Origin of the sequence: Rhodococcus globerulus, from assembly GCF_019334125.1 — a bacterium.
Lineage (GTDB): Bacteria > Actinomycetota > Actinomycetes > Mycobacteriales > Mycobacteriaceae > Rhodococcus_F > Rhodococcus_F globerula.
In genome coordinates this window covers 1,493,478-1,505,327 of record NZ_CP079698.1, presented here as the reverse complement: position 1 = coordinate 1,505,327, position 11,850 = coordinate 1,493,478, and the positions used below count along the sequence as shown (strand labels likewise).

General features: G+C 63.0%; 10 protein-coding genes and 1 riboswitch. Of the genes, 6 read left to right on the top strand and 4 right to left on the bottom strand.

From position 1 onward, the window contains the following. Positions 1 to 50 precede the first annotated feature (50 nt). On the bottom strand, positions 51 to 665 hold the full coding sequence (ctaE, locus tag KYT97_RS06675; RefSeq protein WP_033231027.1) for an aa3-type cytochrome oxidase subunit III: 615 nt from the start codon (positions 663 to 665) through the stop codon (positions 51 to 53). 128 nt (positions 666 to 793) lie between these two features. Between ctaE and KYT97_RS06670 the strand changes: the two genes are divergently transcribed. Both KYT97_RS06670 and trpD read left to right on the top strand, forming a co-directional pair. Further along, positions 794 to 1,282, top strand: a complete 489-nt coding sequence (locus tag KYT97_RS06670; RefSeq protein ID WP_202025934.1) for a hypothetical protein — start codon at positions 794 to 796, stop codon at positions 1,280 to 1,282. Between the two features lie 109 nt (positions 1,283 to 1,391). After that, positions 1,392 to 2,483: an anthranilate phosphoribosyltransferase gene (gene trpD / locus KYT97_RS06665; RefSeq protein WP_033231025.1), complete on the top strand. Its 1,092-nt coding sequence runs from the start codon at positions 1,392 to 1,394 to the stop codon at positions 2,481 to 2,483. A 3-nt stretch (positions 2,484 to 2,486) separates the two neighbouring features. On the opposite strand, the gene KYT97_RS06660 is transcribed toward trpD, so the two are convergent. Continuing rightward, on the bottom strand, positions 2,487 to 2,762 hold the full coding sequence (locus KYT97_RS06660; RefSeq protein WP_033231456.1) for an Lrp/AsnC family transcriptional regulator: 276 nt from the start codon (positions 2,760 to 2,762) through the stop codon (positions 2,487 to 2,489). A 40-nt stretch (positions 2,763 to 2,802) separates the two neighbouring features. Next, positions 2,803 to 4,584, bottom strand: a complete 1,782-nt coding sequence (locus KYT97_RS06655) for a DEDD exonuclease domain-containing protein (RefSeq protein ID WP_245006043.1) — start codon at positions 4,582 to 4,584, stop codon at positions 2,803 to 2,805. Between the two features lie 524 nt (positions 4,585 to 5,108). After that, positions 5,109 to 5,286: riboswitch (cyclic di-AMP (ydaO/yuaA leader) on the top strand. Between the two features lie 14 nt (positions 5,287 to 5,300). Here KYT97_RS06655 and KYT97_RS06650 point away from each other — a divergent pair. The 4 genes from KYT97_RS06650 to KYT97_RS06635 all read left to right on the top strand — a co-directional run bounded on the left by KYT97_RS06650 (position 5,301) and on the right by KYT97_RS06635 (position 9,888). After that, positions 5,301 to 5,876 carry a C40 family peptidase gene (locus tag KYT97_RS06650; protein ID WP_033231024.1) on the top strand — a complete coding sequence of 192 codons (576 nt, stop codon included), beginning with the start codon at positions 5,301 to 5,303 and terminating at the stop codon, positions 5,874 to 5,876. 425 nt (positions 5,877 to 6,301) lie between these two features. After that, positions 6,302 to 7,270: a C40 family peptidase gene (locus KYT97_RS06645; RefSeq protein ID WP_106939680.1), complete on the top strand. Its 969-nt coding sequence runs from the start codon at positions 6,302 to 6,304 to the stop codon at positions 7,268 to 7,270. A gap of 69 nt (positions 7,271 to 7,339) precedes the next feature. Continuing rightward, on the top strand, positions 7,340 to 8,710 hold the full coding sequence (locus KYT97_RS06640) for a hypothetical protein (RefSeq protein WP_245006042.1): 1,371 nt from the start codon (positions 7,340 to 7,342) through the stop codon (positions 8,708 to 8,710). 50 nt (positions 8,711 to 8,760) lie between these two features. Next, positions 8,761 to 9,888: a glycosyltransferase family 4 protein gene (locus tag KYT97_RS06635; RefSeq protein WP_219111950.1), complete on the top strand. Its 1,128-nt coding sequence runs from the start codon at positions 8,761 to 8,763 to the stop codon at positions 9,886 to 9,888. Between the two features lie 69 nt (positions 9,889 to 9,957). Here the strand turns inward: KYT97_RS06635 and KYT97_RS06630 are convergent, their stop codons facing one another. Next, positions 9,958 to 11,769, bottom strand: a complete 1,812-nt coding sequence (locus KYT97_RS06630) for an AMP-dependent synthetase/ligase (protein WP_219111949.1) — start codon at positions 11,767 to 11,769, stop codon at positions 9,958 to 9,960. Between the last annotated feature and the right edge of the window lie 81 nt (positions 11,770 to 11,850).

Here is an 11,850-nt window from a genome sequence, read left to right as displayed (position 1 = left end):
GTATGTCGGGACGGACTGGACGTCAGGGGCTGCCTGTGGCGTTCAGCTGATTAACGGATGAAATAAATCGTTGCGAACAGCGCGATCCACACGATGTCAACGAAGTGCCAGTAATACGAAACGACGATCGCTGCGGTTGCCTGAGCCGGCGTGAACTTGCTGACTCGGGTGCGTGCGATCAAGAAAACGAAGGCGATGAGACCGCCGATGACGTGCATGCCGTGGAAACCGGTGGTCATGTAGAACACCGAGCCGTAGACACTGCTGGCGATTGTGGTGCCCTCATGCACGAGGTGGTAGTACTCGTAGCCCTGGCCGGCGACGAAGAACGCCCCCATGACCAAAGTGATGGTGTACCAACGTCGAAGTCCGAAGACGTCGCCCCGCTCGGCCGCGAACACGCCCATCTGGCAGGTGAATGAGGATGCGATCAGCACCAACGTCACCGGTACAGCCAAATAAAGGTTCAATTCGGTAGGCTCCGGCGGCCAATTGCCCTCCGGTGCCTGCGCCCGTGCCACGAAGTACATGGCGAAGAGCCCTGCGAAAAACATGAGCTCACTGGACAACCACACGATGGTGCCAACGCTGACCATATTCGGCCGGTTCAGCGAGTGCACGCGTTGGGTGATTGCCGATCCTGAAGTCCCTACTGCGCTCGTCACAGACAGAAGTATGACGCTTCGTCGTAAGAGACGGCCACTCGGGTCCGTCATCGGCGCGTCGTAAGGCTCGAGTTCGCGATTTCGGTCGGCGTACGCGCAGGTGGCGACACTTTGAATATGCTGACGCGATGGCAGCTACACACCAGAGTAGACGTTGGTACCTGAGAATTTTCAGCAGAAAAGTTTCGCCTCCGCTGGATCCGTCGAGAGCCGACCTCGAGATCGTCGCCGAAGGTTTCGACGACGTGGAATCGTGCTCGACCGCTTTGGAGCGCGGGGCCTCCGCGCCGCCTCGTTGGCGACCGGATTCGGAGGCAGTGCTGCGCCACCATCTCGACCTTCCGGAGGCGTCACTCGGAGAGGCCGAGTCGATCGTCGCTCAGGACGGATATCGGCGCTCGGTGACAGCCGCGGATAGCGCGTCGAGCGATGGCAACGGTGTGGTTCGTGTGGTGTTCGAACGCGTCCAGCTTCTGGACGCGCTGCACTGCTCGCAGGAGCGATCGCGGATGGCAGGTTTGGCTCAACGGTTGGGTGGGTCCGTCGCGGGATGGGACGCGCTGCAGCCGGGGGATGCGGCGCAGTCAGGCCCGGGCAAGGGCCGGCGATCAGTGTGAGCGGACCGATTCGCGACTGCCGCACGGTGACTGACTACGCTACGTATGTCAGATACATCGCGATTTGATTCGACTGAACATTTCGACTGAACATAGGGGACCGAAGTAGATGGCCGGCACCGACGCAACCAACGCTGTGAACTCCGATTCGAGCGGTGTCGTGCGGTCCTGGCCGATGATTCTCGGTCAGCTCACCGATGGTTCCGATTTGTCGAGCGACGATTCCCGTTGGGCGATGAGCGAAATCATGTCCGACAACGCAAGTTCGGCGCAGATCGCCGCTTTTGGTGTCGGTTTGAAGATGAAGGGCGAGACACCCGCAGAGTTGCAGGGCCTTGCCGACGCCATGCTCGAACACGCTAAGGCGGTGCCGGTCGATTCCGATGTGGTCGACATCGTCGGAACCGGCGGCGACCGCTCCAACACTGTCAACATCTCGACCATGGCTTCGATTGTGGTGGCAGCCTCGGGAATTCGAGTGGTCAAGCACGGCAACCGGGCAGCATCGTCGAAGAGTGGCGGCGCCGATGTGCTCGAGGCTCTCGGTGTTCGGATCAATCTGGGCCCGGAAGACGTGGCTCGGTGCGTAGACGAGGTCGGCATCGGTTTCTGCTTTGCGCCCGTATTTCACCCGGCACTGCGATTTGCGGCAGTGCCACGGAAGGAAATCGGCATCCCGACGGCCTTCAACGTGCTCGGTCCCTTGACGAATCCAGCACGACCGCGTGCCGGATTGATCGGGTGTGCCTTCCCGAAGCTGATCTCCGTTGTTGCGGGAGTTCTTGCGCAGCGCGGTAATTCGGCATTGGTCGTTCGCGGCGACGACGGACTCGACGAACTGACGACATCCACGACGTCGACGGTGTACATCGTTGCCGACGGAGCGGTTCGAACCGTCACACTGGATCCGCGAGATCTGGGCATCGCTCGGGTACCACTGGACGAATTGCGAGGCGGCGACGCGGACGTGAACGCTCAGGTCGCGCGCACCCTGCTGTCCGGTCAGCCTGGCCCCGTCCGGGACGCGGTGCTACTCAACGCGGGCGCGGCGATCGCGGCCTTCAACGGAGTCGGTGACGACCTGGAAGGTGCGATTGCCGCGGGAATGGCCTCGGCCGCTGTCGCAATCGACAGCGGCGCAGCTGCGGAACTGCTGCGGAGGTGGGCGTCGCTCACCACCGCGCTGACCGAAGGCGCCTGAGAGTCATTCGCCGAGCGAGAACCCAGCTTCGACGTCGGCGCTGGAGAAGGACTGGAACGCAATGTGAGTGGCGGTTCGCGTCACTCCGGGAACCTTGTTGATCCGGCCGGTGATGACCTCTGCGATCTGGGCGTGGTCACGGACCCGGACTACCGCGATCAGGTCGACGTCGCCTGCGCAGGAGTACACCTCGCTGACTCCGGGGATGTCGGCGACGGCCTGAGCAGTCTCCGGGATTCGGGCCGATTCGGCGTGAATCATGACGATCGCATTGATCATGTCGCTCCTCTGGTTGCGCGGTGCTGTGCTGTGGTCGAGCTTATGTCCTCGCGTCGCCGCGCCCATTCCAGGCATCACGATGGTTCTCTGCACGCTCGGATTCGTTTCCAACCTTGGCGAGGTGGCACCAGTCTTCCCACCGCCCCGCGCCGCACGCCGGCTCGGTGTAGCCCGATGTGGCGGAGACGATCCTGATTCCGTCCGATCCGAGCCAGCGGACGACGAGCGCCAGTTCTTCCGGGGGCGCTCCGCGCAGCGGTGTGTTGTCGGGAAGTGCGGTTTCGGCCGATGCGACGAGGGCGTCGACCACGGGCATCGGGTGAGTCCCGGCTCGGGCAAGGCCGGCGGAGGCGAGCCTGCCGGCGCGGATCACGGCTAATTCCCAGCCGCCTTCCGGCGCGGGGCGCGCCAGTACCAACTGATCGATGGCGGCGACGGCGGCGAGCTTTTGAGTGCGTCGTACTGCTACTGCAACTGCGGCAGTTCGGTCGCGCAGTCTGGCCGCGTTCTCGAACAGTGCGGTGGCAGCGAGTTGCTCGATGCGCGCTTTCATTCGTTGAAGCGGCATGTCGTGCACGCCGGCGAAGAACTCCCGAACGTCGGCGACTGACACCGCATAGCGCTCCGCGGTGTCATCTCGGGCTGCCGGGCACGAGCCCAGTTCGCGTGCGGGGCAGGCAGGCCCGTGCACGGCGCCAAGAGGTATCCGCTTGGTGCAGGTACGCAGCCCGGTGAACTCGCACACGGTCTCTGCAATCTCCTGCGCGCTCGCGCGGGACGTGAACGGTCCGATCGAGTGCGGCGTCGGGCTACGCACCACGGATAGCCGGGGGAAGGCCTCGTCTGTGAGAACGATCCACCATCCGCGTTTGGGAAACTTGGAGCGGCGGTTGTACGGCGGAGTGTGTGCCACGAGGAGTCGGAGTTCGCGTACTCCGGCCTCCAGGGCGTGAGCACACTCCACATGATCGACCCGGGTGGCAAGGGCCACCATCTCCTTCATGCGCCCACGCGTCTCGGAACCGGTGAAGTAGCCCCGGACGCGGCGGCGCAGGTCCACTGCCGTCCCTATGTACAGCGCTTCGTCGGACGGGCCGCGAAAGAGGTAGACGCCCGGCCTTCGGGGGAGGTCTGCGGCGAAGGAGCGTTTGGCGCGTTGATGAGCCGAGATGTTGGGGAGATAGTCGATCAGCTCGCTGTAACTGTGTACGCCTTGGTTGCCGACCCGATCTATCAGGCCGTGGAGCACGTCGACGGTGGCTCTGGCGTCGTCGAGCGCTCGGTGCGTCGGTTGGGTGGAGACGCGGAACAGATGCGCGAGCGCAGAGAGCTTGACCGAGGGTGCTTCGTCGCGGGTCAGGACACGCCTGGCGAGTTTGACGGTGCAGAGAACCTGGAACGGTGGCCAAGGCCGGGCCGTGCGGGAAGCTGCCGCCTTGAGGAATCCGATGTCGAAGGGCGCGTTGTGGGCAACGAGTACGGAACCCTTCGCGAACTCGAGGAACGCGGGTAGAACGCGATCGATGCGCGGAGCGTTGATCAGCATGGCATCGGTGATGCCGGTCAGTTCGACGATGTACGGCGGGATCGACCGCCCGGGATCGACCAGAGTTGCCATCTCGCCGAGCACCTGGCCACCGCGAATCTTGACGGCACCGATCTCGGTTATCGAATCGTTGTCCGCGCTTCCGCCGGTGGTCTCGAGGTCGACGACTACAAACGTCGTCTCGCTGAGCGGAGTGTCCAGCTCGTCGAACGACAGTTGACGGCCGATATCCGGATCGGCGTCAACGGCGGCCTTGACAGCGTCGGCTTGACTCACAGCGCAAGACAGTAGAGGGAGGGGCCGACAGGAATCGGTCGCTTCGGCGCAAGGACCAAGAGAAGTTGAATTCGGGACTAACGGGCATCGCACGCACCCCGGCATTTGGTCGCCCGTGACCTAAAAGAGACGAGCGTCACAGTTGGGCGATTTTCGAGGTGTGTCGGCGCCTTCGGTGTCGCACTCGGGTGGAGTGGATCTGGCTGCGTTGCCTGGCGTGTGCCGACTCGTAATCCACCTCGGGTGAAAAGGGGCCTACCGGTACGTAACTGGTGCTGATCTGGGGTAAGTCACGGATTGCCGGGCCGGATCGAATCGGGTCGACTCACGAGAAATGGTTCACGACGTTACGGAAACCGGACGTATCGTTATCCCGCTGTGACCGTTTTGGCGTATCGAGCGCGACTGCGCGGAAATTCGGATGAATCGCACGCGAAATTGGCGATGCGGTCGACATCGCCGCGATCATTTCGTAATCTTCCTGAGACCTAACGAAGTCTTGCCGGGCCACAAAGGACCGGCTTCGTCAGGAACCGCCTAATCGGGATCTCCGCGAGGAACCCGAACCGGGAACCCAAGTTTCACTGGGGTGAATCCCGCCTGGGGCGTAGCAAGCGTCATCGCTACGGACCACGCGGGTAGGGCTGATCTTCCCAGCCCGAACCCGTCAGCTAACTCGGTCGGCGGACGAATGGAAGAAATGGAGCACCCCTTAAGTGGCGTCACAAAGTTTGAAGCGTTCGGCAACACTGGTTGTCGCCGGCGCACTTGCAGCCGGAGCCTTTGCTACAACCGCTGCGCCTGCCTCGGCAGACCCCATCACCATCCCCGGTGTCGGTACGTTCGACATCCCGGGCGTCTCGATCCCCGAACTTCCCGTTATCCCCGGTGTCACGGACAACCCCGCGTTTGCGCCGATTGCACAGGCTGCACCCGCCGCTCCCATCTCCACCCTTGGTGAGCAGGCTGTTCGCGCCGCAGAGAGCAAGCTGGGCGCCCCGTACGTGTACGGCGCGGCAGGCCCGGACGCGTTCGACTGCTCCGGTCTGATCCAGTGGGCTTACAAGCAGGCCGGCCTCAACATCCCCCGCACGAGCTACGACCAGGCTGCAGCCGGTGTCGCAGTTGCGCAGTCCGATCTCCGTGTCGGCGACGTCATCTCCTTCTACGGCGGATCGCACTCGGGTATCTACGCGGGCAACGGAAATGTCATCCATGCTTCGACCGCGGGTCAGCCCGTGAAGCTGGCACCCGTGTCGTCCATGCCGTACGACGGTGCTCGCCGCTTCTGATCCGGTGTCACTGATCGGGTACCTGTGAAGGTCGACCTGATCCACTGGAAAAGGGGCAGTTCCACTCTGTGCAGATGTGGGCCTCGAATCAACTGATTCGAGGCCCACATCTGTTTATCCGGGTGAGTTCCGGGCGTTCCGAGGGGTTCACACTCGCTTCGCTCCCGTTACACCTACCGACGAGTAGACACAAACGTATGCCATTCCGTAACCTTATCGAGACATTAGGTGCCGCCGGCAGGTAGTGTGGGTAGTTGACATCCAGCTAACAGATCCTGACGGGCATCGGCAGGCATCACAAAAACTGAGACGGAGAGTCGCGTTCCGTGGTTTCATCTAGATCGTTTTCATCGAGAAAGTACAGCCGGGTCCGCATCGCGCTCACAACAGGCGTATTGGCAGTTGGGCTTGTCGCGTTGCCATCGATGCCGGCGGCCGCCGACCCGGTGATCACGAATCCCACCGAGGCGCTCGAGAAGCTCGGCGAACTCGCCCGAGTGTCCGAGCAGACCAACGAGGCTTTGCACAACGCGCAGATCGATCTCGATGCAAAGACGTCCGTGCAGCTCGACGCTGAAGCTCGACTTGTCGAGGATCAGGGACGCTACGACGTGGCAAAGGCCAAGGTCGCCGAGGTTGCGCCGGCTGTGAATCGAATTGCTACGGCCAATTATCAGGGCGCGCGGACCAATCGGCTCTTTGCCTTGATGGTCAGCGATTCACCGCAGCAGCTGCTCGATCAGATGTCTGCACTCGATGTCATCTCCAACGACGCGGCGGTGCAGGTCCGCCAGTTCAACGAAGCGACGCTCGACGCTCGCCAAGCAGCGGACTCGTCGCAACAATCCGCGGATGCTGCACGGGTTGCGGCTGATCAGGCGAAGGCGCTGAGCGACGATCTGCAGCGCAAGCAGAGCGAACTTCAGGCTCAGGTTGCCGAGGTGACCAAGGCGTTCGACGATCTGACCGAAGCCGAACGCGTGCAATTGAGTGGGTCGACATTTCCAGAGGGCGTCGACGCCAGCAAAATACTGGCTAATCTGACTCCAGGGTCGGGCACCGCGGCACTACAGGCTGGTTTGACCCGCATCGGCGACCCGTACGTCTGGGGAGCTACCGGGCCCAACGAGTTCGATTGCTCCGGGCTCGTCGTGTGGTCGTACAAACAAATCGGTAAAACACTGCCGCGGTCCAGCCAGGCGCAGGCAGCGGGTGGTACGCCGATATCCCGTGACCAGTTGCAGCCGGGCGACATCGTCACGTTCTACAGCGACAACTCGCATGTCGGTATCTACGCAGGCGATGGCAATATCCTCCACGCGTCGACGTTCGGCGTACCGGTGAAGGTCGAGTCGATGGCAGGGATGCAGTTCTCGACTGCTCGCCGTTACTGACCAGCGCATCGTCACAAGTGGCTCGGCCGCTGCGACTGGGGGTCCCCTCCGTCTCCTACACTCGGCATCGTGTCGAGTGACCCCATGACGTCCCCCGCAGCCGGGACGAACCGTAAGCGCCGCTGGGAGTACCCAGCTCTCATTGCGCTCGGGTGTGCCGTTGTGGTGATCCTCGGACTCACCGTTGTCCTGACTGACGCTCCGGGCTCGTCCCAGCAGTCCGCTGCGGAAGCGGATGTTGCGCGTGTCAGCGAGGTTCAAGCGCTCCTCGATTCGTGGGCACGCGCTCAGATGTCCGACGATCCGACATCGCTGGCGCAGTTCGTAGATGCTGCCGCCGCCCCGGGGTTGCTCGACGCAGAGATTCGGCGCGCCACGGCTGCCGGTGCACTGAGTTTTTCGGATTGGGCGTACGAGGTTTCGCCGGGAACACTTGTCGAGGCTGCCCGAACGGGGTCGCCCGACGGCGTCACATTGTGGGGCGCTCAGGTGAACCTGCGTTATACACTCGACGGTGTGGATGCGGCGCCGACGCGTAAGACTGTCTTGATGACTTTTGCGGAACGTGACGGTTCGTGGTTCGTATTCGCTGACGGTTCGATTGTCGACGTGCTGGGCAGCGGCTCGACCGGTTCGCAGTTGAGCGTCGACTCGTGGCACGGTCCATGGGATTTCGGCCCACTCGCGGTTTCGACCAACGCGGCCGAGGATTCGATAGTCGTCGGGCACCCGGGCCAGCAGGCATTCGTTGACGCGTTGGCCGCCGACCTCGACGGCGCTGTGAAGAATACGACGCAGTTGTGGGGCGACGGTTGGTCCGAGCGGGCAGTCGTGATGGTCGCCGGTTCGCCCGAGGAATTCACGGCGATGGTCGGTTCGCAGCACGACGGATCGTCCATAGCGGCTGTGTCGGTGGCGGATACGGTGCGCGACGGTGCCAGTGACGTGAGTGGGCAGCGCATCATATTCTCGCCGGCCGCCGCATCACGCTTGACTTCGACGACGCGGCAGGCGGTGCTTCGCCACGAGATGATGCATATCGCGGCGCGATCCCAGACCCGGGACGGGTCGCCCATGTGGGTGCTCGAAGGGTACGCGGAGTATGCCGGCAACCGTGGCTCCGGGCGGGCGGCGCGGGAGATTGCGCCGACACTTGCGGCCGCTGTTCGGTCCGGTGACGTGCCGTCGGAGTTTCCCGAGGATTCACAGTTCGGGGGCGTGCCGGTGGTGAGTTCCCTTGCGTACGAATCGGCGTGGTCGATAAATGCTTATATTGCGGATCGTTTCGGCGAGTCCGAGCTGACGGAACTATTCCGCGCCTTGGCTGTGGGGCCGTCGACACCGGAGGAGATCAACCGGCGCATCGTCGAGGTACTTGGTGTGAGTATCGACGACCTGCGCGACGGCTGGGTGGATTGGCTGCACCGCACACTGCGTTGATTGGCTGCACCGCAGCGTGGGTTGATCGGCTCGTGCTTTACGGTGGACGAATGCGCCGGACCCTTTTGGTGACCAATGATTTTCCGCCCCGACCGGGCGGAATCCAGTCGTATCTACATACGTTCGCGAAGCATCTTCCGGCCGACAAGTTGGTTGTCTATGCGCCGCGGTGGCGCGGTGATTCGCACAAGAAGTTCGATGCCGCTCAACCTTTCGAGGTCGTGAGGCATCCCACGACATTGATGCTTCCGACTCCGTTTGTCGCCAGACGGGCCGCGAAACTGGTCAAGAAGCATGACTGCGAGTCCGTGTGGTTCGGCGCGGCGGCGCCCCTTGCGTTGTTGGCGCCGGTGGTCCGCCGGGCAGGTGCGTCGCGGGTGATCGCGAGTACTCACGGTCACGAAGTGGGTTGGTCGATGATTCCCGGTGCGCGGCAGTCGTTGCGGACAATCGGTGAAAACACGGATACGGTTACCTTCGTCAGCAAATACACCCGAAGCCGGTTCGCGGCGGCTTTCGGGCCGCAGGCTGCGCTGGAGCATCTGCCGTCGGGAGTGGATACGTCTGTCTTCCATCCTGATTCGGCTGCTCGCGCAGAATTGCGGGCACGGTACGGGCTGGGGGAGCGCCCGACAATTCTCTGCCTGTCACGGCTGGTGCCGCGCAAGGGACAGGACATGCTGATCAAGGCACTGCCGACTATCCGTGCGAGCATCGACGGCGCTGTACTTGTCATCGTCGGGGGTGGGCCGTACGACGAGAAACTGCGTGAGCTCGCCCACAAGACGGGGATGGACGATCACGTCGTGTTCACGGGCACCGTCCCGGCGGCGGAATTGGCTGCCCATCACACCATCGCCGATGTTTTTGCGATGCCGTGCCGCACCCGCGGTGCAGGACTCGACGTCGAAGGTCTCGGGATCGTGTACCTCGAGGCGTCGGCAACGGGTGTTCCCGTGATCGCGGGTCGCAGTGGCGGTGCCCCGGAAACGGTGCAGCAGAACAAGACCGGGCTAGTGGTCGACGGTACGTCGGTTGACGACGTTGCCGCCTCGGTGATCGAGATCCTGTCCGACCGTGATCGAGCTGCCGCAATGGGCGCCGCCGGTCGCGACTGGGTGGCGACCGATTGGAAGTGGGACACGCTCGCGTCGAAGTTGCAGGCGCTGCTCGGCTGAGCCCCGAGCATCAAGCACTGTGGCCGCCATACCTTTTCCAAGGTATGGCGGCCACAGGTGTGCGCGGTGTTACTTCGCGTAGATCATCTCGATCTCCGCGGCAAAGCTGGCGTGGACGACGTTGCGCTTGAGCTTCATCGTCGGGGTGAGTTCGCCTGTGTCCTCGGAGAAGTCGACCGGCAGGATCTTGAACTTCTTGATTGCCTCGGCATGGGAGACCAGCTTGTTGGCCTCGTCGATCGCGTCCTGGATATCGCCGACAAGTTCGCCGTCGCTGACCAGATCAGCCGCGGTGGTGCCGGCTGCCTTGTTGTTGCGCTCGTTCCAGGCGGGCAAAGCTTCGGCGTCGATGGTGATCAGTGCGCCGATGAACGGCTTCTGATCGCCCACGACGATTGCCTGGCTGATGAGCGGATGTGCGCGCAATGCGTCCTCGAGCTGGGCAGGGGAGACGTTCTTTCCGCCTGCCGTGACAATGATTTCCTTCTTGCGCCCGGTGATCGTGATGAACCCGTCCGCGTCGACGGTTCCGAGGTCGCCGGTGTGGAACCAGCCGTTCTCGATCGATTCGGCGGTTGCCTTCTCGTTGCGCCAGTATCCGGTGAAGACCACGGGTCCGGAGAGTAGGATCTCACCGTCGTCGGCGATGCGAACAGAGTTGCCGGCCAACGGTTTTCCGACGGTTCCGACCTTCTGGGAGCCGATGGTGTTGACGGCAAATGCGGCGGTGGTTTCGGTGAGGCCGTAACCCTCGTAAATCGTGACTCCGATGCCGCGGAAGAAGTGGCCGAGCCGCGCGCCGAGCGGGGCGCCACCGGAAATGGCGAGCTGGCACTGTCCGCCGAGGGCTGCCCGCAGCTTGGAGTAGACGAGTTTGTCGAACAACGCGTGCTTGGCCTTGAGGACGATACCGGCGCCACCCTTGTCCTTGGCCTCGCTCCACGCGACAGCGGTCTCCGCGGCCGCGTCGAAGATTTTGCCCTTGCCCTCGCCGTGGGCCTTTGCGCGGGCGCTGTTGTAGACCTTCTCGAACACTCGCGGTACCGACAGGATGAAGTCGGGCTTGAATTCGCCGAAGGTGGGGACGAGGTTCGGAATGTCGCTGGTGTGCCCGAGGGTGGCGCCGGCGTCGAACGAGGCGATGCTGACCGCGCGCGCCAGGACGTGAGCGAGGGGCAGGAACATCAGCGTGCGCACGCCTGGCGTCTTGAGCAGATCGCCGAGGTTGGAGTCGAGGATGCCCTTCGACTCTGCAATGAGGTTGGAGTGTGTCAGTTGGCAGCCCTTGGGGCGGCCCGTAGTGCCGGAGGTGTAGATCAGGGTTGCGGGATCGGAGGCCTTCAGAGCGTTGACGCGCGTCTGGACCTCGTCGTCGGAAATGTCGGCGCCCAGGGCAGAGAGTTCCTCGACGGCGCCGCGTCCGCCTGCGGGGGCCTCGATCTGGTAGACGGTGCGCAGCGACGGCGACGCTTCTGCGACGTCCTTGACGGTGGCTGCGTGGACGTCGTTCTCGACAACGAGGTCGATGGCTTCGGAATCCTCGAGAATCCAGCGAACCTGCTCAGCGGCGGATGTTTCGTAGATCGGAACGGTCACGCCGCCTGCGGCCCAGATCGCGTAGTCGATCAGTGGCCACTCGTAGCGAGTCGCGGACATCAGCCCGACGCGATCACCCTGCTTGACGCCGATCGCGATCAGACCCTTGGCAACTGCGGTTACCTGGGCGGCGAACTCGCCGGCAGTGACGTCGACCCATGCGGAGCCGACCTTTCGCTTGTAGACGACGGCCGCGGGCTTCGTCTTCGCGAATGTGAACACCGAGTCGACCGCAGAGGCATCCTCGGGAATCGTGAACGTCTGGGGTGCGCTGTATTCAGGCACAAAATACCTCCGACACTGCGAAATACTGACGAGTAGGGTTTGACGCTATTCACTGTAGTCGCACGTCCGGCATAGTTGTGG